This window comes from Schumannella sp. 10F1B-5-1 (genome assembly GCF_006517535.1).
Lineage (GTDB): Bacteria > Actinomycetota > Actinomycetes > Actinomycetales > Microbacteriaceae > Schumannella.
Window position 1 is genome coordinate 31,852 of sequence record NZ_VHQH01000038.1, and the last position, 25,442, is coordinate 57,293.

Annotated in this window: 28 protein-coding genes; 14 read left to right on the forward strand and 14 right to left on the reverse strand. The window is 71.7% G+C overall.

What is annotated here, in order from left to right; all coding sequences use genetic code 11:
* Positions 1-17: 17 nt before the first annotated feature.
* The 4 genes from FJ658_RS09055 to upp form a co-directional block, all read right to left on the reverse strand.
* Positions 18-965: an NADP-dependent oxidoreductase gene (locus FJ658_RS09055; protein ID WP_141145072.1), complete on the reverse strand. Its 948-nt coding sequence runs from the start codon at positions 963-965 to the stop codon at positions 18-20.
* A 60-nt stretch (positions 966-1,025) separates the two neighbouring features.
* Positions 1,026-1,364 (reverse strand): hypothetical protein, encoded by a 339-nt coding sequence (locus tag FJ658_RS09060; RefSeq protein ID WP_141145073.1) that lies wholly within the window; start codon positions 1,362-1,364, stop codon positions 1,026-1,028.
* 83 nt (positions 1,365-1,447) lie between these two features.
* Positions 1,448-2,191, reverse strand: a complete 744-nt coding sequence (locus tag FJ658_RS09065; protein WP_141145074.1) for a winged helix-turn-helix domain-containing protein — start codon at positions 2,189-2,191, stop codon at positions 1,448-1,450.
* A 450-nt stretch (positions 2,192-2,641) separates the two neighbouring features.
* Positions 2,642-3,274, reverse strand: coding sequence for a uracil phosphoribosyltransferase (gene upp / locus FJ658_RS09070; protein ID WP_141145075.1), 633 nt, complete (start codon positions 3,272-3,274; stop codon positions 2,642-2,644).
* A 161-nt stretch (positions 3,275-3,435) separates the two neighbouring features.
* On the opposite strand from upp, the gene tadA reads away from it, so the two are divergent.
* Positions 3,436-3,867 carry a tRNA adenosine(34) deaminase TadA gene (gene tadA, locus FJ658_RS09075; protein ID WP_219995759.1) on the forward strand — a complete coding sequence of 144 codons (432 nt, stop codon included), beginning with the start codon at positions 3,436-3,438 and terminating at the stop codon, positions 3,865-3,867.
* Between the two features lie 77 nt (positions 3,868-3,944).
* Here tadA and FJ658_RS09080 read toward each other — a convergent pair whose 3' ends face one another.
* Together FJ658_RS09080 and FJ658_RS09085 are read right to left on the reverse strand one after the other, a co-directional pair.
* The gene (locus tag FJ658_RS09080; protein ID WP_255447649.1) at positions 3,945-5,195 is read right to left on the reverse strand and encodes an LCP family protein; all 1,251 of its coding nucleotides are present in this window, start codon (positions 5,193-5,195) and stop codon (positions 3,945-3,947) included.
* An 81-nt stretch (positions 5,196-5,276) separates the two neighbouring features.
* Positions 5,277-6,239, reverse strand: a complete 963-nt coding sequence (locus tag FJ658_RS09085; RefSeq protein WP_141145077.1) for a cation diffusion facilitator family transporter — start codon at positions 6,237-6,239, stop codon at positions 5,277-5,279.
* Between the two features lie 52 nt (positions 6,240-6,291).
* On the opposite strand from FJ658_RS09085, the gene proC reads away from it, so the two are divergent.
* Entirely contained in the window at positions 6,292-7,125 is an 834-nt protein-coding gene (gene proC, locus FJ658_RS09090; protein ID WP_255447650.1) for a pyrroline-5-carboxylate reductase, read from the forward strand.
* Positions 7,126-7,152: 27 nt separating this feature from the next.
* On the opposite strand, the gene FJ658_RS09095 is transcribed toward proC, so the two are convergent.
* Positions 7,153-7,821 (reverse strand): TrkA family potassium uptake protein, encoded by a 669-nt coding sequence (locus FJ658_RS09095; protein WP_141145078.1) that lies wholly within the window; start codon positions 7,819-7,821, stop codon positions 7,153-7,155.
* Positions 7,814-9,241: a TrkH family potassium uptake protein gene (locus FJ658_RS09100; protein WP_141145367.1), complete on the reverse strand. Its 1,428-nt coding sequence runs from the start codon at positions 9,239-9,241 to the stop codon at positions 7,814-7,816. Before FJ658_RS09100 ends, FJ658_RS09095 begins: the two co-directional genes overlap by 8 nt.
* Before the next feature lie 86 nt (positions 9,242-9,327).
* On the opposite strand from FJ658_RS09100, the gene FJ658_RS16115 reads away from it, so the two are divergent.
* The 3 genes from FJ658_RS16115 to FJ658_RS09115 all read left to right on the forward strand — a co-directional run bounded on the left by FJ658_RS16115 (position 9,328) and on the right by FJ658_RS09115 (position 10,563).
* Positions 9,328-9,801 (forward strand): helix-turn-helix transcriptional regulator, encoded by a 474-nt coding sequence (locus FJ658_RS16115; RefSeq protein ID WP_181408395.1) that lies wholly within the window; start codon positions 9,328-9,330, stop codon positions 9,799-9,801.
* A gap of 308 nt (positions 9,802-10,109) precedes the next feature.
* Positions 10,110-10,304, forward strand: coding sequence for a helix-turn-helix domain-containing protein (locus tag FJ658_RS09110; protein WP_141145079.1), 195 nt, complete (start codon positions 10,110-10,112; stop codon positions 10,302-10,304).
* A gap of 160 nt (positions 10,305-10,464) precedes the next feature.
* On the forward strand, positions 10,465-10,563 hold the full coding sequence (locus tag FJ658_RS09115) for a 30S ribosomal protein bS22 (protein ID WP_003792170.1): 99 nt from the start codon (positions 10,465-10,467) through the stop codon (positions 10,561-10,563).
* A gap of 68 nt (positions 10,564-10,631) precedes the next feature.
* On the opposite strand, the gene FJ658_RS09120 is transcribed toward FJ658_RS09115, so the two are convergent.
* Positions 10,632-11,489, reverse strand: coding sequence for an HAD family phosphatase (locus FJ658_RS09120; protein ID WP_141145080.1), 858 nt, complete (start codon positions 11,487-11,489; stop codon positions 10,632-10,634).
* A gap of 20 nt (positions 11,490-11,509) precedes the next feature.
* Between FJ658_RS09120 and FJ658_RS09125 the strand changes: the two genes are divergently transcribed.
* Entirely contained in the window at positions 11,510-11,761 is a 252-nt protein-coding gene (locus tag FJ658_RS09125) for a glutaredoxin family protein (protein ID WP_141145081.1), read from the forward strand.
* Positions 11,762-12,190: 429 nt separating this feature from the next.
* Here the strand turns inward: FJ658_RS09125 and FJ658_RS09130 are convergent, their stop codons facing one another.
* Positions 12,191-12,907, reverse strand: a complete 717-nt coding sequence (locus tag FJ658_RS09130) for a DUF1345 domain-containing protein (protein WP_141145082.1) — start codon at positions 12,905-12,907, stop codon at positions 12,191-12,193.
* 83 nt (positions 12,908-12,990) lie between these two features.
* Between FJ658_RS09130 and FJ658_RS09135 the strand changes: the two genes are divergently transcribed.
* Positions 12,991-14,274, forward strand: coding sequence for an amidohydrolase (locus tag FJ658_RS09135; protein ID WP_141145083.1), 1,284 nt, complete (start codon positions 12,991-12,993; stop codon positions 14,272-14,274).
* A 220-nt stretch (positions 14,275-14,494) separates the two neighbouring features.
* Here FJ658_RS09135 and aspS read toward each other — a convergent pair whose 3' ends face one another.
* Both aspS and FJ658_RS09145 read right to left on the reverse strand, forming a co-directional pair.
* Complete coding sequence (gene aspS / locus FJ658_RS09140) at positions 14,495-15,820, reverse strand: aspartate--tRNA(Asn) ligase (protein WP_141145084.1); 1,326 nt, start codon at positions 15,818-15,820, stop codon at positions 14,495-14,497.
* A gap of 71 nt (positions 15,821-15,891) precedes the next feature.
* Entirely contained in the window at positions 15,892-16,311 is a 420-nt protein-coding gene (locus FJ658_RS09145) for a MerR family transcriptional regulator (RefSeq protein WP_141145085.1), read from the reverse strand.
* Between the two features lie 34 nt (positions 16,312-16,345).
* Here FJ658_RS09145 and FJ658_RS09150 point away from each other — a divergent pair, with 34 nt between their 5' ends.
* The 6 genes from FJ658_RS09150 (at position 16,346) to ccsB (ending at position 22,982) form a co-directional block, all read left to right on the forward strand.
* Positions 16,346-17,920 (forward strand): SulP family inorganic anion transporter, encoded by a 1,575-nt coding sequence (locus FJ658_RS09150; RefSeq protein ID WP_141145086.1) that lies wholly within the window; start codon positions 16,346-16,348, stop codon positions 17,918-17,920.
* 69 nt (positions 17,921-17,989) lie between these two features.
* Positions 17,990-18,619 carry a histidine phosphatase family protein gene (locus FJ658_RS09155; RefSeq protein WP_141145087.1) on the forward strand — a complete coding sequence of 210 codons (630 nt, stop codon included), beginning with the start codon at positions 17,990-17,992 and terminating at the stop codon, positions 18,617-18,619.
* Positions 18,616-19,233 carry a TlpA disulfide reductase family protein gene (locus tag FJ658_RS09160; protein ID WP_255447652.1) on the forward strand — a complete coding sequence of 206 codons (618 nt, stop codon included), beginning with the start codon at positions 18,616-18,618 and terminating at the stop codon, positions 19,231-19,233. Before FJ658_RS09155 ends, FJ658_RS09160 begins: the two co-directional genes overlap by 4 nt.
* A complete protein-coding gene (locus tag FJ658_RS09165; protein WP_141145088.1) occupies positions 19,233-19,970 on the forward strand; it encodes a cytochrome c biogenesis CcdA family protein in 738 nt (245 codons plus the stop codon). Before FJ658_RS09160 ends, FJ658_RS09165 begins: the two co-directional genes overlap by 1 nt.
* On the forward strand, positions 19,954-21,693 hold the full coding sequence (locus FJ658_RS09170; protein ID WP_141145089.1) for a cytochrome c biogenesis protein ResB: 1,740 nt from the start codon (positions 19,954-19,956) through the stop codon (positions 21,691-21,693). The genes FJ658_RS09165 and FJ658_RS09170 overlap by 17 nt, the downstream gene beginning before the upstream one ends.
* Before the next feature lie 176 nt (positions 21,694-21,869).
* Positions 21,870-22,982 (forward strand): c-type cytochrome biogenesis protein CcsB, encoded by a 1,113-nt coding sequence (ccsB, locus tag FJ658_RS09175; RefSeq protein ID WP_181408396.1) that lies wholly within the window; start codon positions 21,870-21,872, stop codon positions 22,980-22,982.
* A gap of 27 nt (positions 22,983-23,009) precedes the next feature.
* Here the strand turns inward: ccsB and FJ658_RS09180 are convergent, their stop codons facing one another.
* Both FJ658_RS09180 and FJ658_RS09185 read right to left on the reverse strand, forming a co-directional pair.
* Positions 23,010-23,234, reverse strand: a complete 225-nt coding sequence (locus FJ658_RS09180) for a hypothetical protein (RefSeq protein WP_141145091.1) — start codon at positions 23,232-23,234, stop codon at positions 23,010-23,012.
* Positions 23,231-24,352, reverse strand: a complete 1,122-nt coding sequence (locus FJ658_RS09185) for an o-succinylbenzoate synthase (RefSeq protein WP_141145092.1) — start codon at positions 24,350-24,352, stop codon at positions 23,231-23,233. Before FJ658_RS09185 ends, FJ658_RS09180 begins: the two co-directional genes overlap by 4 nt.
* Before the next feature lie 392 nt (positions 24,353-24,744).
* Here FJ658_RS09185 and FJ658_RS09190 point away from each other — a divergent pair, with 392 nt between their 5' ends.
* Positions 24,745-25,440, forward strand: coding sequence for a hypothetical protein (locus FJ658_RS09190; protein WP_141145093.1), 696 nt, complete (start codon positions 24,745-24,747; stop codon positions 25,438-25,440).
* The last annotated feature ends 2 nt before the right edge of the window (positions 25,441-25,442 follow it).

Genomic DNA, 25,442 nt, shown 5'->3' on the forward strand with positions numbered 1-25,442 from the left:
CGGCTGAGCCCCTCGGGTCAGGGCAGCAGCACGAGCTTGCCGCGCACGTGCCCGGCATCGCTCTCGCGGTGGGCGTCGGCGGCCTCGCCCAGCGGGTAGGTGCCGGCGATCTCGATGTCGAAGCCGCCCTCGGCCGCGAGCTCGGAGGCGAGCACGATCCCGGCGAGGCGCAGCGCCTGCTCCTCGTCGGTGAGCGGGATCGGGCTGCCGCCGCTCCACGCGCGGATGCCCCAACCGGCCGCCTCGCCACCGCGCACGATCGTGCCGATGCGGTCGCGGTCGGCGACCAGCTCGAGCGACACCGCGATGGCCTCGTCACTGCCCGCCGCATCCAGGGCGACCGTGACGCCGTCGGGCGCGAGCGCGCGCACGCGGTCGGCCAGCCCCGCGCCGTAGGCCACGGGCGTCGCGCCGAGCGCGGCGAGACGCTCGTGATTGCGTTCGCTCGCGGTCGCGATCACCCGGGCGCCGGCGCGCACGGCGAACTGGATCGCGGCCTGCCCGACCGCGCCCGCGCCTCCGTGCAGCAGCAGGGTGTCGCCCGCGGTGACGCCGAGCGAGGTGACCGACTGATACGCCGTGCCGGTCGGGATGCCGAGGGCGGCCGCGCGGGTCCAGTCCAGCTCGGCGGGCTTCGGCAGCAGCTTGGGTCCGGCCTTGGCGACGACCTCGGTCGCGTAGGCGCCGGCCGCGCTGACCACGATGACCTCGTCGCCGACCGCGACACTGTCGACGCCCGCGCCGACCGCAGTCACGACGCCGGCGGCGTCGCTGCCGATGCGACGCGCGCTGCCGTCGGTCGGCGCCGGACGCATGCCCGAGCGCAGCTTGCCGTCGATCGGGTTCACGCCGGCGGCGCGCACGGCGACCACCACCTGACCCTCACCGGGAGTCGCATCCGGGATCTCGACGAACTCGAGCACCTCGGGTCCGCCGTTGGAGCGGTAGACGATCGCGTGGGCCATGGGTGTCTCCTTCGGATGCGGACGGAGGGCGGGAGAGGACGGAGCGGGAAGGGAGGCGCGTCAGCGCGCGGCGATCGGCAGCGGCTCGCCGTCGGTCGACGCGATCACGACGATCGTCGCGCCGTCGACGCTGCGCAGCTCGGCGTGCTCGCCGGCATCCCACAGGATCGCGGCGCCCGCCGCGACCTCGACGCCCTCGGCGCCCGCGACGACATCGCCGGCCACGACGATCGAGAGGCGCTCACCGGGCTCGACCGCACCCGACCAGCTGCCGCCGGCATCCAGCCGCACCAGCCGGGCGCGGGTGCCGGTCTCGGCCAGCCGGCCCTCCTGCACCCCCTGGGCGCCGGGATGCGCGCTGTCGCGCTCGAGCAGATCGTGAAGGCGGATGAGTCGCACGGTGTCGACCCTAGGCCGCGGCGCGCGCGACCGGAACCGGCCGGCGCGGTCTGAGTGCCGGACCGGACAGAGCCGGCGCGGCCTCAGAAGATGTCGGGCGAGGGCGTCGACGCCCAGCGGATCGCGACGTCGGCGTGGCGGTCGAAGCGGTATCCCGAGCCGCGCACCGTGCGAACGATGTCCTCGAACGCGCCGAGCTTCGAGCGCAGGCGGCGCACGTGCACGTCGATCGTGCGCTCGTTCGGCACGTCCTCGTCGGTGCCCTCCGACCACAGGCTCGAGAGGATCTCGGCGCGCTCGACGGTGCGGCCCTCGCGCAGCACCAGGAACTGCAGCAGCTCGAACTCCTTGTAGGTGAGCGGGGCGGTCTCGCCGTCGAGCACGACGCGCTTGCGCGAGATGTCGATCACGACGCCGCTGCGCGGCTCGGGCGCCGCCTCGGGCTCGACGCGCGCCTTCGGCTGGGCCGACGGGTCCTGCAGGGCGCGACGCACCACATCCACGTCGCGGCCGCCGGCGCCGGCCGGGGCGAGGGCGACGGCGGCGTAGCTCTCGGCGTCGGGAACGAGCTCGCCCACGAGCTCCTTGAGCGCGCGCACGACGGCGCCGAGGTCGGTGCCGGCGGCGAGGGCCTTGGCCTCGTCGATGCCGATGTAGAGAGCGAATCCGCGGGCCTCGGTGCCCTCGGGCACGGCGCGGATGCGGCTGGGGGCGCCGGCCGGTGCGGCGGGCGCGACCGGGGCGAGCGGCTCGGCGGCCGGCTGCGGCACGGCGCGGAGACGGGGAGCGGTGGTCGGGCGGAAGTCGTCGAGAGCGGCGATGGACATGGTGTCGAATCCTTCGGAAGCCTGAGGCGCTGCCGGGGTGTCGAAGTCAGACATGAGCCTCAGAGGGTGTGCGGTGCTGGTGCGGGAGACGGGTCCATCCGATGAGGACGGAGAACCCGGGGGTCCGCGGGCCGGACGCCGTCTCGACGAGCGGGATGCTCGGAATCGAGAGGCTGGTCATCGGCAGGACCCGGCGATGGTCTCGCTGGTCAGGCACACATTCGACAGCACATGACCGCACGCGCCGGCATCATCATGCCGGCATCCCCGAAGGCCTCGAAGGAGGTCTGGGCGTGCACGTTCGCGGTCATGCACGCAAGTTTCATGCACGCACGCAACATTCGTCAACATCCGGTCGGCTCGGATGCGACCGGGCGCGTCACACGGCGTCACATTGCGCGACGCGCACAGCGCGCAACGCGCAGCAGGTGGAGCGGGTACGCGCTCGGGCTACACCACGCCGTAGAGGCGGTCGCCCGCGTCGCCGAGGCCCGGGATGATGTAGCCGTTCTCGTTGAGGTGGTCGTCGACCGCACCGAGCACGACCGTCACGTTGCGGCCGGCGGTCGCCTTCTCGACGGCCTCGAGGCCCTCGGGGGCGGCGAGCAGGCAGACGGCCGTGACGTCGACCGCGCCGCGGTCGAGCAGGTAGTCGATCGCCGCGATGAGCGAGCCGCCCGTGGCGAGCATCGGGTCGAGCACGAAGCACTGGCGGTCGCTGAGGTCGTCGGGCAGGCGCTCGGCGTAGATGTCGGGCTGCAGCGTCTCCTCATTGCGCACCATGCCGAGGAAGCCGACCTCGGCTGTCGGCACGAGCTTCACCATGCCCTCGAGCATGCCGAGACCGGCGCGCAGGATCGGCACCACCAGCGGCCGCGGCGTCGCGATCGCGAGACCCGTGGTCTCGGCGACGGGCGTCTGCACCGGAACCTCGACGACGCGCACGTTGCGGGTCGCCTCGTAGGCCAGCAGCGTGACGAGCTCCTCGGCCAGCGCGCGGAACGTCGGCGACGGGGTGCGGTGGTCGCGCAGCACGGTCAGCTTGTGGGTGATGAGCGGATGGTCGGCGACGTGCACTCGCATAGGCTTCAGGCTACCCGGCGCGCGGCCGGCGCCGAGACGGCGTCGCGCATCCACCGGGCGTCAGGATGCGCGGCGCGTGCGACGCGCGGAGTGGTTGCCGAGCAGCTCGAGTCGAAGGGCGGACCCGCGTGGAGTCGTCGCTCGCGATCTGGGAGCCGTGGATGCGCCGGGCCCTCGCCGAGGCCGACCTGGCCGAGCGCGGCGGCGATGTGCCGGTCGGCGCGGTGCTGCTCGACGGCGCGGGCGAGCTGCTCGCGACCGGGCGCAACGAGCGCGAGCTCAACCAGGATCCGACGGCGCACGCCGAGGTCGTCGCGATCCGGCGCGCGGCCGCGCTGACCCGCGACTGGCACCTGGCCGACACGACGCTCGTGGTCACGCTCGAGCCGTGCGTGCTCTGCGCCGGCGCGATCGTCGCGGCGCGCATCCCGCGGGTCGTCTTCGGGGCCTGGGATGCGAAGGCGGGCGCCGCCGGCAGCCAGCACGATCTGCTGCGCGACCGCCGGCAGAACCACCGCGTCGAGGTCGTGCCGGGCGTGCTCGAGGCCGAGTGCGGGGCCGTGCTCGAGCGGTTCTTCGACGCGAAGCGCTAGCGGAGCGCCGGCGAGGCGCTGGCGGAGCGCTGGCGGAGCGCTGCGGGGCGCGGGCGACGTGCTGTCGGGAGACCCGCTCAGCCGGTCTGACCGCGCGAGCAGGTCTGCTGCGCCGCCGACTGGCCGGTGATGCTGCTCGGCAGCTCGACGGGGGTGTTCGGGTCGGCGGATGCCGCCCCCGAGGGGTCGCCCGACGCGCTCGCGCCCGGCGACGCGGTCTGCGTGGGATCCGCCGAGGCGCCGCTGTCGACCGCAGCCCCGCCCAGCTTGCCGGCCGTGACGGCCTGGTCGGCGGCGATGGCGTCGGTGAGGATCGTCGCGTCGCGCTTGTTGGCGATCGTCACGCTGACTCCGTTGATGTAGGTCGGCGTCGACGGGTACTGCACGAACGAGATGCGGTCGGCCGGGATGTCCTTCAGCGCGACGGCGATCGAGATCATCGTCTCGTTGTTCGCGAGCTCGGTGCTGAGCTGCATGTTGTCGGCGGCGGCCGTGGCCAGGTTGTAGAGCGTGACCGGGTTGGTGAGCGTATCGGCGCTCCTGATCTTGCGGATCAGCGCCGACATGAAGACCTGCTGGTTGCCGATGCGCATGAGGTCGCTGCCGTCGGGCAGGCCGTGGCGGGTGCGCAGGAACGCGAGCGCCTGAGCGCCCTGGATCGTGCTCGACCCCGCCGGCAGGTCGAGGCCCGACTTGGGGTCGTCGATCGGGGTGGCGAGGCAGACCTCGACACCGCCGACCGCATCCGACATGGCGACGACGCCGTCGAACTCGATCTTGGCGGCGTAGTCGACGTTCAGGCCCGTGAGGCCGGTGACGGCGGCGGCGACGCAGCCGAGCCCGCCGCGCGAGAGCGCCTCGTTGAACTTGACCTGGCTGACGGCCGAGGCCTTGCTGCCGTTGTCGCGGGTGCAGGCGGCCTGGGGGCCGTAGAGGTCGCGCGGGATGCTGAGGGCCGTGACCGACTTCGACACCGGCGAGATGTGCACCAGGATCGTGACGTCGTTGAGGTTCTCGCCGCGGTCGCCGTAGCTGCTGTTGCCGCCACCGGAGTCGCTGCCGACGAGCAGCAGGTTGACGGGGCCCGAGATCGCGCCGACCTTGGGCGGCTTCTGGCCCTCCTGCGTGATGCTGACGGCGTTCTTCGAGATCGTGTTCGAGATGCGGTAGACCGCGAAGGCGGCGACCGATCCGGCGCTGATCACGCCGACCGCGAGGGTCAGGGCGAGCACGCCGGCGATGGTGCGCGCGGCGCCGCGGCGTCGCTGGCGCCCGTGCCGGGCGCGGGTCGCGGGCACGGTCGTGTCGCGTTCGCTCCGGCCCGGCATGCGGTCACGCTAGCAACGCGCGACCCCGAGCGACCTGGAAGCGCGCCGGATTCCGGGCCCTCGTGCCGTGGACTGGGGGCGTCAGTCGGCCGACTTGATGATGATGCGGTCGGTCGAGGGCGCATCCGCCGCCGACGGGATGTAGATGTCGGGCTCGATGTAGATCACGCGCGCCTGCGGCACGGCCTCGCGGATGTCGGACTCGATCGTGTTGATCGCCGAGGCGATCTCGGGCAGGCGCGTCGCCCGCGGCAGGGCGACCTTGGCGGCGACGAGCAGCTCGTCGGGGCCGAGGTAGAGCGTCTTCATGTGGATGAGCGCTTCGACCTGCTGGTGGGCGTTGAAGGCGTCGCGGATGCGCACGGTCTCCTCGGGGCTCGCGCCCTCGCCGATCAGCAGGCTCTTGGTCTCGATGCCCAGGATGATCGCCACGAGCACCAGCAGGATGCCGATGAGCAGGGTCCCGATCGCGTCGAATGCGGCGTTGCCCGTGATCGCGGTGAGTCCGACGCCGAGTGCGGCGAAGACGAGGCCGGTGAGCGCCGCCGTGTCCTCGAGCAGCACGACCGGCAGCTCGGGCGCCTTCGCGCGCCGCACGAACTGCACCCAGGTGCCGTCGCCCTTGAACGGACGCGACTCGTTGATCGCGGTGCGCAGCGAGAAGCCCTCGAGCACGATCGCGATGCCCAGCACGACGAGCGGCAGCCACACGTTCTCGAGCTCGTGCGGGTGCTGCAGCTTCTCGATGCCCTCATAGATCGAGAACACGCCGCCGATCGTGAACAGGATGATCGAGACGATGAAGGCGTAGAGGTAGCGCACGCGACCGTAGCCGAACGGGTGCTCCGCATCCGCCGCCTTCTTCGCGCGCCGGCCGCCGATCAGCAGCAGCACCTGGTTGGCGGTGTCGGCGAGCGAGTGCACGCTCTCGGCGAGCATCGAGCTCGAGCCGGAGAAGAGGAACGCGATGAACTTCGTGATCGCGATGCCGAGGTTGGCTCCCATCGCCGCCAGGATCGCCTTGCTGCCACCGCTCGCGCTCACGAACCGCACCTCGTCTCGTCTCGACAGTGCCCCCAAACCTACACTTGCGAGAGTGACTGATCTTCCTGCCATCGCGATCCTCGGAGCCGGCTCGATGGGAGGGGCGATCCTCAGCGGTCTGCGCTCGCCCGACGTGCATGTCGACGGCGGCATCCGCGTCACCAACCGCACGGTCGCGAAGGCGGATGCGCTGGCCGGCGACGGCGTGACCTCCTACGCCCTCGAGCGCGACGCCGAGGGCAGCGCGCTCGCGCTGACGGGCGCGAAGATCGTGCTGATCGGCGTGAAGCCCTACATGGTCGCCGATCTGCTCGACGACATCCGCGACCACCTCGAGCCCGATGCGATCGTCGTCAGCCTCGCCGCCGGCGTCACGGCGGCGAGCATGGAGGAGCGCATTCCGAACGTCGTCGTGCGCTCGATGCCGAACACGCCGTCGACCGTCGGGCTCGGTGTGACCGGCGTCGCGGGCGGCTCGCGCGCCTCCGACGACGACGTGGCGCTCGTCGCCCGCCTGTTCGAGACCGTCGGCTCGGTCGTCGTCGTCGAGGAGGACCAGATCGCCGCGCTCTCGACGATATCGGGCTCGGGCCCGGCGTTCGTGTTCCTCTTCATCGAGAAGTACATCGAGGTCGCCCGCGGTCTCGGCTTCGACGCCGAGCAGGCGAGGACCATGGTCGAGGGCACGTTCCGCGGCGCGAGCGAGCTGCTCGCCGCCGCCGGCGACGACGTGGATGCGGCCGAGCTGCGCCGTCGCGTCACCAGCCCGAAGGGCACCACCGAGAAGGCCGTCGAGGTGCTCGAGTCGGGCGACCTGGCCGGACTCTTCGCCCGCGCATCCCAGGCCGCGATCCAGCGCACGCAGGAGATCGCCGAGGGGCGCTGAGCGCGCATCCCGGCTGGAGAGCTCGCCTCAGGAGCTCTGGGCGAAGCGCTCGATGTCCTTCGAGTTGCCGCTGGCGATGATCAGATCGTGGTTCGAGACGACGGTCTCGGGCGTCGCGTAGGTGAAGTCCTTGCCGGGGCTCTTGACGCCCACGACCGTCACGCCGAACTTCTTGCGCACCTGCGAGTCGGCGAGCGACATGCCGCGGATCGGCTTCGGCGGGTACATCTTGACGACCGCGAAGTCGTCGTCGAACTCGATGAAGTCGATCATGCGGCCGTTGACCAGGTGCGCGACGCGCTCGCCGGCCTCGGCCTCGGGGTAGATCACGTGGTTCGCGCCGATGCGCGACAGGATCTTGCCGTGCGACTGACTGATCGCCTTCGCCCAGATCTGCGGGATCTTGAGGTCGACCAGGTTCGCCGTGATCAGCACGCTCGCCTCGATCGACGAGCCCACCGCGACCACCGCGATCGGGAAGTCGCCGGCGCCGATCTGGCGCAGGGCGTCGATCGAGCGCGCATCCGCCTGCACGGCGTGGGTGACGCGCTCCGACCACTTCTGCACGAGGCCGGCGTCCTCGTCGACGACGAGCACGTCGCGGTCGAGCCGCTCGAGCTGACCGGCGGTGGCGGCGCCGAAGCGGCCGAGTCCGATGACGAGCACCGGCGCATCCGCGGGGATCCTGTCAACCAACGATGGGCCTCTCTTCCGGTCGCCTGAACAGCTGCCGCCGGGTCGACGACGCGAGCGCGGCGGCCAGGGTCACCGTGCCGATGCGCCCGAAGAACATGGTGGCCGCCAGGATCCACTGTGCCGGTTCCGAGGCGGATGCGGTGAATCCGGTCGACAGTCCGCAGGTCGCGAACGCGCTGATCGCGTCGAACAGGATGTAGTCCAGCCGCTCATCGGGGGTGATCCACAGCAGCAGCACCGATGACACCGCGACCGTCGTGGCGCCCCACAGCACCACGCTCACCGCCAGCCGCAGCACATCGGGCGGGATGCGGCGCTCGAAGGCCTCCATGTCATCCACGCCCTTGGCCTCGGCGAACGCCGCGAGGAACAGGATCGCCAGCGTCGTGACCTTGATGCCGCCGGCGGTCGACGCCGAGCCGCCGCCGACGAACATCAGCATGTCGATGACCATCAGGCTCGACCCGTCGAACTGGTGCATGTCGAGGGTCGCGAATCCGCCCGACCTCGCCATCGATGAGATGAAGAAGCTCTGCAGGATGCGCTGGCCCGGGTCCATGCCCTTCATCGACGCCGCATTGTCGAACTCGAGCACGAAGAACACGACGGCGCCGGCCACTAGCAGGAACAGCGAGGTGACCAGCGACAGCTTCACGTGCAGCGACCACTGGCGCGGATGCAGCAGATGCCTGCTCAGCACGTAGATCACCGGGAAGCCGATCGCGCCGAGGAACACCCCGATCATCAGCACCGTCAGAAACCACGGGTCGGTCGCGTAGGGGTCGAGGCCCTCGGAGGTCGGCAGGAATCCGGTGTTCGTGAACGCCATCGCCGAGATGTAGACCGACTGCCAGGCGGCGCTGAGCGGGTCGACGCCCTGGATGAGCATGCGCGGGAACAGCAGCGCCGCGACGCCCGCCTCGATCACCAGCACGCTCAGCGCGACCGTGCGCAGCAGGCTTCCGGTCTCGCCGAGCCGCACGGCCTGCCCCTCGGAGACCGGGCCCTTGCGCAGTCGCAGCGGGTTCGCATCCCCGGCCGCGATCAGCCGAGTGCGCAGGCCCAGCTTGCGGCTGATCACGAGCCCGAGGATCGACGCCAGCGTGAGCACGCCGATGCCGCCGATCTCGACGCCGATGAACACGAACAGATGGCCCCAGCCCGACCAGTAGGTCGCCATGTCGACGGTCGAGAGGCCCGTCACGCAGATGACCGACACCGCCGTGAACGCGGCGTCGATGAGGTTCGGCACCTCGCCCGAGGTCGTCGAGATCGGCAGCAGGAACAGGCCGGTGAAGAGCAGGATCAGGATGCCGAACACCGTGAGCGCGAAGCGCGCCGGGGTCGAGCCAGCGAAATCCTCGACGCCCTCGCGCAGGCGGTAGAGCAGGGGGTCGCGCTGCACGGGCTTCGTGCGCATCGCCACCCCCGGGTCTCGTGCGGCCGGGCGCATCCCGACGACGCGGGCCATGGTATCCCCGAGGGATGCCCGACTAGGTTTGAGGAATGGCGGACATCTTCGACGTGGTCGCAGACCCCACCCGACGACAGCTGCTCGGGCGGCTCCTGCAGCTCGCACCCCGCCCCGGCGTGGCCGGCGAGATCAGCGTGGGTCAGCTCGTCATCGAGCTCGGCATCAGCCAGCCCACCGTGTCGAAGCACCTCAAGACGCTGCGCGAGCACGGACTCGTGACCGTGCGCGAAGAGGGGCAGCACCGCTACTACCGGCTCGACCCGGAGCCGCTCATCGAGGTCGAGCAGTTCATCGGCCCCTTCGCCGAGGCCGCGGGCGTGACCGCCGCCGACCGCGAACCCGACCCCCTCGCCCCCGTCTACGCCGCCTGGGCCGGCACCGAGGTCGGCAGCCGGCTCGGCCGCGCCGCCGCCACGACCGCCTTCGGCGCGCGCTCGGCGCTGGCCGGCGCGCAGGAGCGGCTCGGCGAGCTGGGCGAGGCGCTGCCCTGGGCGAAGCGCGGCTGAACCCCGCGCTCGCGGCGTTCGCGGGACGCGCGTGCTCGCGCACCGCGCTTCGACGACGCAACTCAGCAGGGATCGCGCTCGGCGACCGACGCGGGTCACGTGGGCGGGCTCGTGCTGAGTTGCGTCACGGCGCCCGCGCGACGGCACCTGCACTGGGGGCGGATGCGCACAGCAGGTGCTGAGGGAACCCCTAGACGCGCATCCACATCTGCCCCTATGCTCACGCTCGAGCACTCCAGTCACACTGGTCACAGCGTGCTCGTGGACTGGATCGCACCGCACTCGCGTGCTGGAACTCAGGGGCTCGAATGGCAGGGGAACTCTCCGACGTGCGCTTTCTCACCGTCGCCGAGGTGGCGGAGATGATGCGCGTGTCGACCATGACCGTGTACCGGATGGTGCACGCGGGCGAGCTGCCGGCCGTGCGCTTCGGGCGGTCGTACCGCATCCCCGAGTCGGCGGTCTCGTCGGCCATCGGGCTCGGCGACAGCCAGGTCGGCTGAGCGCTCGCACGTCGTCCGCGGGCCTCACGACCTGGTCGTGAACGGTCCGCATCCGGGGCGGAAACGCTCCCGGCCAGCCTCGGCTAGAATGTCGCGGTTGGCTTTTCCGAGGTTCGGCACGGACCCGGGTGTCCGCGAACCGAACGATTCGAGGTGAACTATGGGTTCCGTCATCAAGAAGCGCCGCAAGCGCATGGCGAAGAAGAAGCACCGCAAGCTGCTTCGCAAGACGCGTCACCAGCGTCGCAACAAGAAGTGACGACCGACTAGGTCGTTTCGAGAGCCCCGGGCCGTCAGGTCCGGGGCTCTTCTTCGTTCCTGGGCCTCTTAGGCCTCGTCGGCTTCGGAGCGGTGCTGCAGGGGAGCGGTGGGGGATGCGCGCCGCGCGCTCTTGCGCACCGCCCGCGCCTCGCGCTTCACCCGCTTCTGCGCCTCGCGCAGGCTCGAGCTCTTGAGCTGCAGCACCGGCCAGCCGTGCTCGCTCGCGTGACGCTCGAGCAGCGCATCCGGGTTCACCACGACGCGGTTGCCGACCAGGTTGAGCAGCGGCAGGTCGTTGCGGCTGTCGGAGTAGGCCCAGCAGTCCTCGAGTCGGGCGCCGATCGCGCCGACCAGCTCGCGTGCGGCGACGGCCTTGCGCTCGCCGTGCATGACGTGGCCGACGAGCTTGCCCGTGTACTGCCCGTCGACGACCTCGACGCGGGTGCCCAGTGCCCCCGTGAGTCCGAGGCGACGGGCGATCACGTCGCCGACCTCCCACGGAGTCGCCGAGATGAGCCAGACCTCGTGGCCCTTGGCGATGTGCTCCTGGGCCAGGGCGACGGTCTCGGGCCAGAGCCGGGGGTGGATGCGGTCCTCCCAGATCGACTCGGCCAGGTGCGCGATCTCGTCGGGCGTCTTGCCGGCGACGAGCTCGAGGGCGCGCTCGCGGGCGGAGGCCAGGTGGGCGTCGTTCTCGCCGACACGGGTGAAGCGCATCTGGTGCCAGGCGAACGGGGCGATGTCGCGCCAGGTGATGACCTTGCGACGGAACGCCTCGACGCCCACGTGGAACAGGCTCGTGCCGCGCATGAGCGTGTTGTCGACGTCGAAGAAGGCGACGATCGGGCGGTCGCTCGAGGATCCGCCCGCGACCGGATCCGCGTCCGCGTCACCGCGCGGGGTCTCGCCGGTGACGTCGCTCATCGTCGGCCTAGTCTAGGCGAGTGCCGCGTCTCACCCTCATCGGAAAGCCGGGCTGTCACCTCTGCGACGACGCCCGTTCGGTGATCGAGGGCGTGCTGCCCGAGTTCCCCGGAGTCGAGCTCGGCGAGCTGTCGATCCTCGACGACGCCGAGCTGCACGAGAAGTACGTCGAGGAGATCCCGGTCGTGCTGGTCGACGACCGCGTGCACACGATCTGGCGCGTCGACGCCGACCGGCTGCGCACGGCGCTCGCCGCCGCCGCGACGCGCTGAGCGGGCCGACCGATTCCATCCCGCCCCCTCAACGGGGACGTAGACCGGGGTAGACCGATCGGGTGACCATGGCCTGGTCATCCGATCGGAGGGGGAATCGGGATGCGTCGCTCACGTCTGCTCGCCGCGGTCGGCTTCGGCCTCGGCATCCTGCTGGCCCTCGCCGGCGTCGCGGTCACGCTGTCGCTCGTCGGCATCGGCGTGTGGCTCGAGACGCCCTCGGCGCCCAAGCCCGACGTGACGGTGGCGACGATCGGCCTGCTGCTCGTCGGCGGCGCCGGCTACCTCGTGTTCCGGGGCGGATGGCAGATGCTGCGCGCCGCGCGCGTCGCGCTGCGCGCCCCCGGCCGGCCCCGCCGGGTCGCCGCTCGCCGACTGAGGTCGGGGCTCCCGGCCGCGCGGGACCGCGCATCCCGGGTCGTCGACGACTCAGTCGATCCCGCCGACCAGCAGGCTCACGCCCAGCGCCACGACCACCGTGTTGAAGGTGAACGACAGGATGCTGTGCACCGTCACGATCTTGCGCATCGCCGTCGAGCGCACCTGCACGTCGGAGCCGGCGAACGTGGTCGACACCTGCGCGGCGAAGTAGACGAAGTCGGCGAAGCGCGGCTCGGCGCCGCCCGGGAACTCGAGTCCGCCCTCCTCGGCGTAGGCGCGGGCGTAGCGCACGGCGTAGGACACGATGTTGGCCGCGAAGCTGGTCGCGATCGTGATGACGCCGCCGAGCAGCAGCAGGCCGGGTGACGTGACGATGCCGCCGAGCACGGCGATCGCGAGCAGCGCGATCAGGGTCGTCGCGGTGCCGCCGCCGGCCCAGTAGATCGCACCGCCGCCGTTGAACCCCCACCACAGCCGCCAGAGCCGGCCGCGCCGCGGATTCGTCGCGCGCAGCCCGCGCATCAGCTCGCCCGAGGTGGCCCGGCCGAAGGCGACCGTGGCGAGCACGATCATCACGACGGCCATGACGGCCCACAGCGCCAGGATGATCACGAGCGACACGCTGACCGGGTCGCGGCGGGCGAGCCCGACCGCCCCGAGCGCCCAGCCGAGCGGCAGCGACAGCACGAACATCGTGCCGAGCGCGATGTAGTGCCGCACCACATCCGAGGCGAGAACCGGGGCGTCGCGCGTCCGTCGGGCCATCCGTCGAGTGTAGGCAGGGGCCTCGCGCGGGGGAGCGGATCATCCACAGCGCTCGCCGCCGCCCCCGCAATAGCGTGGAGCCCATGAGCTCCGACACGTCGACCCCCGCTCCGCTCCCGCACCGCCCGGCCTCCACGGCGGGCCGACCCCCGCTGGCGATCGTCAACGCGCGCCTGATTCCGGTGACCGCCGAGCCGATCGCCGACGGCGCGATCGTCGTCGAGCACGGCCGCATCACGGCGCTCGGCCCGGTCGCCGAGGTCGGCATCCCCGAGGGCGCGACGGTCGTGGATGCGGGCGGCCGCTGGGTGCTGCCCGGCTTCCTCGAGGCGCACGGCCACGTCGGCATCCACGAGGAGGGCATCGGCGTCGAGGGCAACGACACGAATGAGATGACCGGGCCGAACATGGCGGGCGTGCGCGCGGTGGATGCGATCGACGTCGACGACGAGGGATTCCGCGACGCCCTGCGCGGCGGCATCACGAGCGTCGTCGTCAAGCCGGGCAGCGGCAACGTGATCGGCGGCCGCACTGTGGCGATCAAGACCTGGGGCGGCCGCACGATCGACGAGCAGCTGCTGCGCCCCGAGGTGAGTGTGAAGTCGGCGCTCGGCGAGAACCCGAAGCGCGTCTACGCCGCCAAGTCGCAGACGCCGTCGACCCGGCTCGGCGTCGCCTACGTGCTGCGCCAGGCCTTCGAGGATGCGCGGCACTACGCCGCCACCCGCGCCGAGGCCGCGACCGAGGGCAAGGCCTTCAAGCGCGACCTCGCGCTCGAGACGCTCGCCGCCGTGCTCGACGGCGACCTGGTCTGGGACCAGCACGTGCACCGTCACGACGACATCGCCACGGCCGTCCGCCTGGCCGAGGAGTTCGGCTACAAGCTCGTGATCAACCACGGCACCGAGGGCGACAAGGTCGCCGACGTGCTCGCCGAGAAGGGCATCCCGGTCATCTTCGGGCCCATGTTCACGAGCCGCTCGAAGGTCGAGCTGAAGGACCGCGCGATCAAGAACCTCGCCGCGCTCGCCCGCGCCGGCGTGCAGGTCGCGATCACGACCGACCACCCGGTCGTGCCGATCGACTTCCTCGTGCACCAGGCGTCGCTCGCCGTGAAGGAGGGGCTGCCCACGCAGACCGCCCTCGAGGCGCTGACGATCAACCCGGCGCGGATGCTCGGCCTCGACGACCGCATCGGCGCCCTGGCCGTGGGGCTCGACGGCGACCTCGTGCTCTGGTCGGGCGATCCGCTCGACGTGAATTCGCGCGCCGAGCGCGTGTTCGTCGAGGGCGCGGAGGTCTACGCCTGGGACGCGTCGGCGGGAGCGGGCCGTACGGTCGAGCGCGCATCCCGTTTCGACACCTGACGCCTTCGGCGAACCATCTCAAGGAGTTGCTGTGACTCCCGGGGCGCATGAGCAACATCCGCCCCACCTGTTGCAGCAACTCCTTGAGACGGTCACCTCCGCACTCTGCGGGAAGGGTTTCTCGCGACACGCCGCCGCCTGCACGCGAGAACTCGGCGTGTCAGCGAAAAGCCCTCCGCCAGAGATCTGACGGAGGGCTTTCGCGTGCGGGATGCGGCGCTTACGGCTGCAGGCGGTTCGGCCCGCGGAAGAGGTAGATGACCTCGCGGATCGACGGCAGGCCGAGCATCAGCATGATCACGCGGGCGAGACCCATGCCGAAGCCGCCGTGCGGCGGCACGCCGTGGCGGAAGAAGTCGAGGTAGAACTCGAGCTCCTCGGGGTCGAGGCCCTTCTCCTTCGCCTGCTCGATCAGCACGTCGACGCGGTGCTCGCGCTGGGCTCCGGTCGAGATCTCGGCGCCGTTGTAGATGAGGTCGTAGCTCTTGGTGATCGAGCCGTCGCCCTCATGACGCTGGTGGTAGAAGGGGCGGATGCTCGAGTCGTAGTCGGTGACGAAGACGAAGTCGGAGCCGTGGTTGGCCTTGACCCACTCGCTGATGCGGCGCTCGGCCTCGGGGTCGAGGTCGCCGTCGGCGCGCGGGATCTCGTAGCCGCCCTCGGCGACGATGCGGCGCACCTCGGCGAGCGGGATGCGCGGGAACGGCGCCGTCGGAACCTGCAGGTCGATGCCGAACAGCTCCTGGATCGCCTCGCCGTGCTTGGCCTCGACCGCAGTGAGCCCGGCGACGAGCAGCTGCTCGTGCACGGCCATGACGTCCTCGTGCGAGTCGATCCAGCTGAACTCGCTGTCGACGCTGATGAACTCGGTCGCGTGACGGCTCGTGAACGACGGGTCGGCGCGGAACGCCGGCGCGATCTCGAACACCTTGCCGAAGCCGGCCGGCTGGGCCATCTGCTTGAAGAACTGCGGGCTCTGTGCGAGGTAGGCGGTGGTCTCGAAGTAGCCGACCTCGAACAGCTCGGCGCGGCTCTCCGAGGCGCTCGCCATGAGCTTCGGGGTGTGGATCTCGAGGAAGTCGTTGTCGATCCACCAGGTGCGCAGCGCGTGCTCGAACGTGGTCTGCACGCGCGCGATGAGGTTCTGCTCGGGGCGGCGCAGGTCGAGGAAGCGCCAGTCGAGGCGCTTGTCGATCGACGACTCGGCCGTGATCGGGGGCTCGGGGAAGGCGGCTCCGGCGACATCCAGCGACTGGATCTTGACCTCGAGTCCGCCGAGCTTGACGCGCTCGTCGGCCTTGAGGTCGCCCTCGACGCTGAGGAAGGTGCCGTGCGTGAGGGCCGAGATCTCGGCGGCGATCGGGTCGTCGACCGGGTTCTCGCCGACGTCGGTGCGCGGGTGCACGAGCTGCACCGCGCCGGACTCGTCGCGCAGCACGATGAACTGCACCTTCTTCTGATCGCGCACCGTCTCGACCCATCCGGCCACGCGGACGGGACCGTCGGGGGTGGAGGCGAGCTGCTGGACGAGAGTGCGTTCGGTCACGGGGGCCGAGTCTACTGAGCGCGCGCCGCGCCCGCGCCCGGGGCTGTCAGGCCGCCGGCCCAGGCCGGGCGTCAGACCGACGCGTCGGCGGCGACCCCGGCCAGTCGCTCGACGAACTCGTCGGCCATGCCCGCCTTGCGGTGCAGGTCCTCCTGCCGGGTGCGGGCGTCGTCGAGCCAGGTCGCCAGCGTGGATGCGCGGCCCGGCGCATCCACGTCGTCGACGACCGCGAGCAGCTCGCCCATCTGCTCGAGCGTGTAGCCGAGGGGCTTCATGCGACGGATGAGCAGCAGGCGCTCGAGGTCGGCGTCGGTGTACTCGCGGAATCCGCCGGCGGTGCGGCCGCTCGGGGTGAGCAGGCCGACCTCGTCCCAGTGGCGCAGCGAACGCAGCGAGAGCCCGTTCGCCTCGGCGACCTCGCCGATGCGGTGGGTGCGCGGCGCGGGGGCGCTGGCGGCGATCGCCTCGCTGGGCTCGCTCAGCTCGCTCATGGCTCAAACCTCACGTTACGTAACGGTAGAGTGGATGCGCGGCGCAACGGAGCGCGGCCCATCCGCCGTCACCGTACCGAACGGAGCATCCGTGTCCGCCGCCCCCGCCCGCGTGCTCGACGCCCTGCGCTCGCCGCGCCTGCTGACCCGCGAGGCGCTCGCCGGTCTCGTCGTGGCCCTCGCCCTCATCCCCGAGGCCATCTCGTTCTCGATCATCGCGGGCGTCGACCCGCGCGTCGGCTTGTTCGCGAGCTTCACGATGGCCGTCACGATCGCGATCGTCGGCGGACGCCCCGCCATGATCTCGGCCGCGACCGGCGCCGTCGCCCTGGTCATCGCGCCGCTCGTGAAGTCGCACGGCGTCGACTACCTGGTCGCGGCCGTGCTGCTGGGCGGCGTCATCCAGATCGTGCTCGGCCTCGCCGGCTTCGCCAAGCTCATGCGCTTCGTCCCGCGCAGCGTCATGGTCGGCTTCGTGAACGCGCTCGCGATCCTCATCTTCATCGCCCAGCTGCCGCACCTCATCGACGTGCCATGGATGGTCTACCCGCTCGTCGCCGTCGGCATCGCCGTGATCGTGCTGCTGCCCAAGCTCACGAAGGCGGTGCCCTCGCCGCTCGTCGCGATCGTGCTCGTCACGGCCGCCGTGCTGATCGCCGGGATCGCCGTGCCGACCGTCGGCGACGAGGGGGCGCTGCCGCACGGACTGCCCGTGCCGGGCATCCCGCAGGTGCCGTTCACGCTCGAGACGCTCGGCATCATCGCGCCCTACGCGCTCGGTCTGGCGGTCGTCGGACTGCTCGAGTCGCTCATGACCGCGCGCCTCGTCGACGAGATCACCGAGACCCGTTCCTCGGCGACCCGTGAGGCGTGGGGACAGGGCGTGGCCAACCTGGTCACGGGTGTCTTCGGCGGCATGGGCGGCTGCGCCATGATCGGCCAGACGATGATCAACGTGCGCGCCTCGGGCGCCCGCACGCGCATCTCGACCTTCCTGGCAGGGGTGTTCCTGCTCATCCTCGTGGTCGTGCTCGGCGACGTCGTCGCGATCATCCCGATGGCCGCGCTCGTGGCGGTCATGGTGATGGTGTCGGTCGGCACCTTCGACTGGCACAGCATCCGGCCCTCGGTTCTGAGGCGGATGCCGCTCGGCGAGACCACGGTCATGGTCGTCACGGTCGCGGTGGTCGTCGCGACGAGCAACCTCGCGATCGGCGTGGGCGTCGGCGTGCTGGTGGCCGCGGTGATCTTCGCCCGCCGGGTCGCGCGCTTCGCGACCGTGCACCGTGAGGCCGTCGAGCCCGCCGGCGATGCCGTGCTCGTGCGCTACCGGGTCGAGGGGGAGCTGTTCTTCGCCTCGAGCAACGACCTCGTGAGCCGCTTCGACTACGCGGCCGACGAGGCGGCCGGAGGCGCCGCGGGCGGTGCGGGCGTCGACGTCGAGATCGATCTCAGCGCTTCGCACATCTGGGATGCGTCGACGGTCGTCGCGCTCGACGCGGTCACCCGCCGCTACGCCCAGCACGGCATCGAGCCGCGCGTGGTCGGCCTCAACGCGCCGAGCGCGGCGCTGCGCGAGCGCCTCGGCGGAGTGCTCGCCGGCCACTGAGCCGTCGATGGACCGTCGCAGAGCGGATGCCGGGGTGGGCGTCCAGCGCCGAGCGCGTAGGATTCCCGCGTGCCTGCCGACCGCATCCATCTCGTGCGTCATGGCGAAGTGCACAATCCCGACCGGGTGCTCTACGGCCGCATCCCCGGCTACCGGCTGAGCGAGCTGGGCGAGCGGATGGCGGATGCCGCCGCTGCGTCGCACGCCGCGCATCCGCCCGTGCGGCTCGTCGCGAGCCCGCTGCAGCGCACGCAGGAGAGCGCCGCGCCCTGGGCCGAGCGCTACGGCCTCGAGATCGTGGCCGACGCCGACCTGATCGAGCCGCACAACCGCTTCGAGGGCACGCACGTGCGCACCGCGATCCGCGACGTGCGCAACTGGCCCTACCTGGTGAACCCCTGGCGTCCGAGCTGGGGCGAGGCGTTCTCGTCGATCGCCGAGCGCATGATGCGCGCCGTCGACACCGCCTGGAACTCGGTCGACACGGGCGAGGTCGTGCTGGTCAGCCACCAGCTGCCGATCTGGATGGTCGCCCGCACCGTCGCCCGCCAGCGCCTGGCCCACGACCCGCGCGCGCGCCGCTGCACCCTCTCGAGCATCACGAGCCTCGAGCGCCGCGACGGCCGCTTCGTGGAGGTCGACTATCAGGAACCCGCGCGAGACTTGCTGGCGCAGTCGACCGATCTGGGAGCCGTGTGAACGCCCGAACCCGCCCCGCCTTCGCGGCGCGCGCCGCCGCGATCGCCGCGGTCGCCGCGCTGGCCCTCGCCGGATGCACGGCGCAGGCCGACACCCTGTCGAAGGACTACCGCGACAACGCCGGCAAGAACTACGTCTCCTCCGACGGCTCGACGCAGACCTTCGCCCCCGACGACCGCAAGGCCGCGGTCGAGTACGGCGGCGAGACGCCCGAGGGCGACACCATCACGAGCACGAGCCTCAAGGGCAAGGTCGTGGTGATGAACTTCTGGTACGCCTCGTGCGGGCCGTGCCGCATCGAGGCGCCCGACCTCAAGGACCTCTCCGACGAGCTCGCCGGCGACGACGTCAGCTTCCTCGGGGTGAACGTGCGCGACGACGGCGCGACGGCGCAGACCTTCGAGAAGAAGTACGACCTCGCCTACCCGACCCTGCTCGACGCGGGCGACAACGAGGTGCAGCTCGCCTTCGCCGGCGCCGTCTCGGCGAACGCCGTGCCGACGACCCTGGTGATCGACCAGGAGGGCCGGGTGGCCGCCCGCTTCAGTGGACGCATCCAGAGCCCGGATGTGCTGAAGCAGGTCATCGAAGACACCCTCGCCGAGGCGAAGTAGTGGGCTCTCCCGGCGAGATCGTCTACAGCGGCGGTCTCTGGCTCGCCCTGCCGATCGCGCTCGCCGCGGGCATGATCTCGTTCCTCTCGCCGTGCGTGCTGCCGCTCGTGCCGGGCTACCTCGGCTTCGTCAGCGGCGTCACCAGCGGGGCCCCGCGCTCGCGCAAGCGCATGGTCGCGGGGGCCGGGTTGTTCGTGCTCGGCTTCTCGGTCGTGTTCCTGCTCGCCTTCCTGGTGCTCGGCTCGTTCGGCACGTTCCTGCTGCGCTGGCAGGACATGATCCTGCGCGTCGCGGGGGTCGTCGTCATCCTGCTCGGCATCGTCTTCATCGGGCAGATCAGCTTCCTGCAGCGCTCGATCAAGTCGACCTGGCAGCCCCGCACCGGCCTGATCGGCGCCCCGCTGCTCGGCGTCGTCTTCGCCGTCGGCTGGACCCCGTGCATCGGCCCGACCCTCGTGGCCGCGCAGTCGCTCGCGCTCAACACCGGGGATGTCGGGCGCTCGCTGCTGATCGGCGTCGCCTACTGCGTCGGGCTCGGGCTGCCGTTCGTGCTCGTCGCGCTCGGCTTCGGCTGGGTCGGGTCGAGCGTGCGCTGGGTGCGCCGCCACATCCGCCTGGTCAACATCATCGGCGGGGTGCTGCTGATCGCGATCGGCCTGCTCATGGTGACCGGACTCTGGCTGCAGTTCACGACGAGCCTGGGGGCGGTGATCGACGACTATGTCCCCACGCTCTGACGAGGACGGCGCGGCGAAGAAGGCCAAGCCCGCCAAGGTCGCGGCGAGCGACCCGCTGCGCCCCGACGACTACATCGGCAGCCCCGACCCCGTGGATGCGCGCCCCGCCCGCACCGCGAAGGGCTCTGCCGCGGCATCCAGCGAGGCCCCCGTGGCCGCCAAGCTCGGCCCGGTCGGCTGGGTGCGCTTCGTGTGGCGTCAGCTCACGAGCATGCGCACGGCGCTCGTGCTGCTGCTCCTGCTGGCGCTCGCGGCCGTTCCCGGATCGCTCGTGCCGCAGAACAGCGCCGACCCGAACGGCGTCATCCAGTACCAGCAGCAGAACCCCGAGCTCTACAAGGTGCTCGACGCGCTGCAGGTGTTCGACACCTACACCTCGTTCTGGTTCTCGGCCATCTACCTGCTGCTGTTCGTCTCGCTCATCGGCTGCATCATCCCGCGCACCGTGCACCACCTGAAGGCGCTGCGGGCGAAGCCGCCGACCACGCCGGCGCGGCTGTCGCGTCTGCCCGGACACCTGGTCTCGTCGACCGGGGCCGACGCCGAGACGGCCATCGCCGAGGCGACCCGCGTGCTCAAGCGCCAGGGCTACCGGGTCGAGCGCTACGACCGCCGGGGTCGCGTCACCGTGTCGGCCGAGCGCGGCTACCTGCGCGAGACCGGCAACCTGATCTTCCACACGGGGCTCCTCGCGATCCTGGTGCTCGTCGCGACCGGCGGCGGCTTCATCTACACGGGCGAGAAGCTGCTCGTGCAGGGCCAGAGCTTCACGAACGCGCTCGCCGGCTACGACACCTTCAGCCCCGGCCGCTTCTTCGACGAGGCCCAGCTGAGCCCCTACTCGCTGCGGCTCGATGACTTCGACGACGAGTACTCGGTCGACAAGCTCACCGGCCAGTCGCATCCCGAGGACTACACGGCCAAGGTCAGCACCCGCACCCTCGGCGGCGAGTGGGAGAAGCACGACATCAAGGTCAACTCGCCGCTCTCGATCGGCGGCACGCAGGTCTACCTGCTCGGCAACGGCTACGCGCCCGAGCTGACGGTGCGCGACGCCGACGGGAACATCGTGTTCCAGGATGCGGTGCCCTTCCGCAGCCAGAACAGCAATCTGACGGGGCTCGGCGTGCTCAAGATCCCCGACGGGCTGAAGGAGCAGGCGGGCTTCATCGGCTACTTCTATCCGACCCCGGCCGAGAGCGCCGACGGCCTGTTCACGTCGGTGTACCCGGGCACGAGCTCGTCGAGCCTGATCAGTCTGCAGATGTACACGGGCGACCTCGGCCTCGACACCGGCGAGGCGGTCAACGCCTACAACCTGGACATCGACGACCTCACGCAGGTCGCCGGCGCCGACTCGGCGACGAAGTCGCTGCAGCTGCGCGTCGGCGAGAAGGTCGACCTGCCCGACGGGCTCGGCTCGCTCGAGTTCACCGGCATCAAGCGCTACGTCGGCATCTCGATCCACCACGATCCGACGCAGGGCTTCGTGCTGCTGCTCGCGGTGCTCGCGATCGTCGGACTGCTCGTGAGCCTGTTCATCCCGCGCCGACGGCTCTGGGTGGCGGCGACGTCGGCCGACGGCGGGGGAGCCGCGCTCGAGTTCGCGGCGCTGGCCCGCGGCGACGATCCGCGTCTCGACGACGCGGTGCTCGCGGTCGAGCGCGAGCTCGCGAAGCGGCTGCGCGCGTCGGCTCCGGCGCCGGCTTCGCCCTCCGAGTAGCCGGCGTCCGCGAGTTGCCCGGTTCGGTCGGGTTGCGGCGCCCGAACCCGGCAGAAGTGGGCAACTCGCGCCAACAGACGCGGGCGTTCGGCGCACAGGCCGCAGACGCAGGGTGACGGCGGTGCGGGGTGCGGCATTCCGTTCCCGAGCGAGAGCCCACAGGCCGCAGACGTAGGATGACGCCCGTGGATTCCGACTCCCTCGCGACGCTGTCGCTCGTCGCCGTGTACTCGGCGATCGCGGTCTACGTGCTCGCCTTCATCGCGTTCGTGCTCGACCTCTCGGCGCGCAGCGCGCGCGGCCTGAAGCTCGACGCCGAACGCGAGCGCGACGCGGCCGCCTCCGGCGACGTGGATGCGCGGCGCGGCCAGCTCGCGGGTGCCTCCGCGGCGGCCCGCGGTGCGGTCGCCGGCGCGACCGCGACGGCCGCCGGGGTGCTCGAGCGTGCGTCGAGCATCGGGGGCGCATCCACCGGCTCGAACGGCGCCGGCTCGACCGCGACCGTCGACGACGAGGTCAACATCGGCAGCCGCTGGCAGCGCACCGGCCTCGCGCTGACCGTGATCGCCTGGCTGATCCACGTCGCCGCGATCGTGATGCGCGGCCTCGCCGCCGGCCGCGTGCCGTGGGCGAACATGTTCGAGTTCGCGATGACCGGCACCGGCGTGATCGTGACCGTGTTCCTGATCGTGCAGTTCTGGCGCGACCTGCGCTTCCTCGGCGCCTACGTCACGGGCATCGTCGCCCTGCTGCTCGGCCTCGCGACCGTCAACTTCTACGTGGCCGTGACCCCGCTGCCGCCGCCCCTGCAGTCGGCCTGGCTCGTCATCCACGTCTTCGTCGCCACGCTCGGCACGGGCTTCTTCGCGGTCGGCGCGGGCCTGTCGATCCTGCAGCTCATGCAGGTGCGCCGCGAGGCCGGCGGCATGCAGCGCGTTCCGCTGCTGCGCACGCTGCCCTCGTCGGAGGCGCTCGAGAGCATGGCCTACCGCGTGATCGTGGTCGGCTTCGCGTTCTGGACCTTCACCCTCATCGCCGGCGCCATCTGGGCCGAGCGCGCCTGGGGCCGCTACTGGGGCTGGGACACGAAGGAGGTCTGGACCTTCGTGATCTGGGTCGTCTTCGCCGGCTACATCCACGCCCGCGCGACGAAGGGCTGGCGCGGCTCGCGCGCGGCCTACCTCGCGGTGATCGGCTTCACGGCGGTGCTGTTCAACTTCACGATCGTGAACCTGTTCTTCAAGGGCCTGCACTCGTACTCGGGGCTGGATCTCGACACCGGGATGTGACCGGAGGCGCGGCCGTCGCCCCGCGCCTCAGCTGCTCGGCTTCTCGCTGAGGTCGTCGTGCGGCGCGAGCATCCGGATGCGGTGCTCACGCAGGCTCGCCAGCAGCCGTCGCACGCACAGCACCAGCAGCACGGCTCCGCCCAGGGCGAGCAGGAAGGCGTAGACCGCTCCGCCAGCGGTGAGGGCGATGCCGCCGACCAGGGCGACGGCGCTGACGAGCAGCCCGAGCAGGGGCGGCACGTCGCTCTTCACGAGCGGCTCGGTCCGTCGGGGGTCGGCTGCGCGGCGTCCGCGGGGGCCGCGGCGCCTGCGGCGTTCGTGGTGCTTGCGACGTTCCGGGTGCCCCCGGTGCCCGCGGCCAGCAGCGCGTGGCACCGGGCCAGACGCGCGCGCCACCAGGCGTCGCGCTCGGGCGACGCGGCGTGCGCATCCAGCAGCTCGGCGTCAGGATCGACGCGGCGCACCGCGATCGAGCCGCGCTCGGCGCGCAGCGGGGTCGAGGTCACGTCGGCCGCCAGCAGGGATGCGGTGCCGAGCCCGCAGTCGAAGTCGAGCTCGGGCAGGGCGGCGGCCAGTCGGGCGCCCATCGCGAGGCCCACGCTCGTGTCGATCGCGCTCGAGACGACCGCCGGAACCCCCGCCTCGGCCACGATCCGCAGCGCCGCCGCGACCCCGCCGAGGGGCTGCGCCTTCACGACCACGAGGTCGGCGGCGCCCTCGCGCACGACCGCGATCGGATCGCTCGCCTTGCGCACGCTCTCGTCGGCGGCGATCGGCAGATCCCAGTCGTGCAGCCGCTGGCGCAGCTCGGCCAGCTCGGGAACGGTCGCGCAGGGCTGCTCGAGATACTCGAGGTCGAACGCGGCCAGCTCGTGGGCGGCGTGCTCGGCCTCGTCGATGTTCCAGCCGCCGTTCGCATCCACCCTGATACGCCCCTCGGGCCCGATCGCCGCGCGCACGGCGCGCACGCGCGCCACGTCGTCGGCGAGGGTCTGACCGCGCTCGGCGACCTTGACCTTGACCGTGCGGCAGCCGTCGAAGCGGGCGAGCACCTCGGGCACGCGCCGCGCATCCACCGCCGGCATCGTCGCGTTGACCGGGATGCGGTCGCGCAGCACGGCGGGCTGGTCGCGCTCGGGCGTCCAGCCGAAGTCGAGGGCGGCGGCGAGCCAGGCGCTCGCCTCGGCGTCGTCGTACTCGGCGAAGGGCGAGAACTCGGTCCAGCCGGCCGGTCCGCGCAGCAGCAGCGCCTCGCGCACGTCGATGCCGCGGAACCGCGTCGCGAGCGGCAGCGCCACGACCCGCGCGCTCGCCAGCACCTCGTCGAGCGGGGGGAGCGCGGCGAGCCCGGACTGCGCGGCATCGGACATGCGAGTCAGTGTGCCACGGGCATCCCCGCCACGGATGCTCGCGGACAGGCGCTGGCGTTCGACGCCGGGGCTGCGCGCGGTCGGCGTCGCCGGCGCATCCGCGTCGACCCGAGGGTGGCCGTAGATGCACGCGATCATCGGCGTGTCGCGGGCGTTCGTGGCCACCCTGACGAGAGTGGGGTTCGCGGGTGGCCACAAGTGCACGGATGCGGCGGCGTGTCGCGCGCATTCGTGGCCACCCTCGGGAGAGCGGTGGTCGTGGGTGGCCACAGGTGCTCGGGCGTGGCGGCGTGTTGCGGGCATTCGTGGCCAGCTCCGTGTGGCGAGGTCGTGGCCTGCAGGTGGATGCGACGCCCCGAAGTCAGGGAGAGGCAGGAAGTAGGCTGGAGGGGATGAGCGATCAGCAGCCGTGGACTCCGGGGCAGCAGCCTCCGCCGACCGCCGCGCCGCAGTGGTCGCAGCCGCAGCAGCCCGCTCCGCAGCAGCCCGCTCCGCAGCAGCCCGACCCGCAGTGGCAGCAGCCTCAGCACCCGCAGCCGGGCTACCCGCAGCAGGCGCCCGCGGGACAGCCGTCGGTCGCGCCGCAGTGGCAGCAGCCGCCGGCCGCACAGCCGGCCCCGCAGCAGCAGCCCGGCCCGGCGCCAGTGCGGCCGGTGCAGCAGCCCGCTCCGGTGCAGCAGCCAGCGCAGCCGCCGCTGGTGGCCGCGCCGCAGTTCACCGGGCCCGCGCCGACGGTGGTGCTCCCGGCGCACGGAGGCACCGCATCCACTGACCCCATCGGCGACGCCGGGGCGACGGCCGACAGCGCGCCCGACTCCAGGCGCCGCCGCGGCACGGGCGTTCTCGCCCTCGTGCTCGTGGTGCTCATGCTCGTCGCGACCGGCGTCGGCATCGCGGTGTCGCCGGGCAGCGCGACCGCCGGCATCGTCTGGTCGATCCTCGCGATCGCGCTCGGCGTCGGCGCGCTCGCCGTGGGCCTGACGGCCACGATCCTCGGCCGGGGCCGCGCCCTCGGCATCGTCGCGATGGTGCTCGGCGTGGTGCTGAACCCGCCGGTGCTCGCGTTCCTGACCAATGTGGGGGCCTGATC

Bases quoted from the DNA above. Each gene is read 5' to 3' on its own strand.
- FJ658_RS09120 (WP_141145080.1), bottom strand. From the start codon at position 11,489: ATGAGCGACGTCACCGGCGAGACCCCGCGCGGTGACGCGGACGCGGAT.
- FJ658_RS09065 (WP_141145074.1), bottom strand. From the start codon at position 2,191: ATGTCCATCGCCGCTCTCGACGACTTCCGCCCGACCACCGCTCCCCGT.
- FJ658_RS09110 (WP_141145079.1), top strand. From the start codon at position 10,110: ATGGCAGGGGAACTCTCCGACGTGCGCTTTCTCACCGTCGCCGAGGTG.
- FJ658_RS09130 (WP_141145082.1), bottom strand. From the start codon at position 12,907: ATGGCCCGACGGACGCGCGACGCCCCGGTTCTCGCCTCGGATGTGGTG.
- FJ658_RS09080 (WP_255447649.1), bottom strand. From the start codon at position 5,195: ATGCCGGGCCGGAGCGAACGCGACACGACCGTGCCCGCGACCCGCGCC.
- FJ658_RS09115 (WP_003792170.1), top strand. From the start codon at position 10,465: ATGGGTTCCGTCATCAAGAAGCGCCGCAAGCGCATGGCGAAGAAGAAG.
- FJ658_RS09135 (WP_141145083.1), top strand. From the start codon at position 12,991: ATGAGCTCCGACACGTCGACCCCCGCTCCGCTCCCGCACCGCCCGGCC.
- FJ658_RS09170 (WP_141145089.1), top strand. From the start codon at position 19,954: ATGTCCCCACGCTCTGACGAGGACGGCGCGGCGAAGAAGGCCAAGCCC.
- tadA (WP_219995759.1), top strand. From the start codon at position 3,436: ATGCGCCGGGCCCTCGCCGAGGCCGACCTGGCCGAGCGCGGCGGCGAT.
- FJ658_RS09150 (WP_141145086.1), top strand. From the start codon at position 16,346: ATGCGCGGCGCAACGGAGCGCGGCCCATCCGCCGTCACCGTACCGAAC.
- FJ658_RS16115 (WP_181408395.1), top strand. From the start codon at position 9,328: ATGGCGGACATCTTCGACGTGGTCGCAGACCCCACCCGACGACAGCTG.
- upp (WP_141145075.1), bottom strand. From the start codon at position 3,274: ATGCGAGTGCACGTCGCCGACCATCCGCTCATCACCCACAAGCTGACC.
- FJ658_RS09185 (WP_141145092.1), bottom strand. From the start codon at position 24,352: ATGTCCGATGCCGCGCAGTCCGGGCTCGCCGCGCTCCCCCCGCTCGAC.
- FJ658_RS09145 (WP_141145085.1), bottom strand. From the start codon at position 16,311: ATGAGCGAGCTGAGCGAGCCCAGCGAGGCGATCGCCGCCAGCGCCCCC.
- FJ658_RS09190 (WP_141145093.1), top strand. From the start codon at position 24,745: ATGAGCGATCAGCAGCCGTGGACTCCGGGGCAGCAGCCTCCGCCGACC.
- ccsB (WP_181408396.1), top strand. From the start codon at position 21,870: ATGACGCCCGTGGATTCCGACTCCCTCGCGACGCTGTCGCTCGTCGCC.
- FJ658_RS09100 (WP_141145367.1), bottom strand. From the start codon at position 9,241: ATGCGCACGAAGCCCGTGCAGCGCGACCCCCTGCTCTACCGCCTGCGC.
- FJ658_RS09055 (WP_141145072.1), bottom strand. From the start codon at position 965: ATGGCCCACGCGATCGTCTACCGCTCCAACGGCGGACCCGAGGTGCTC.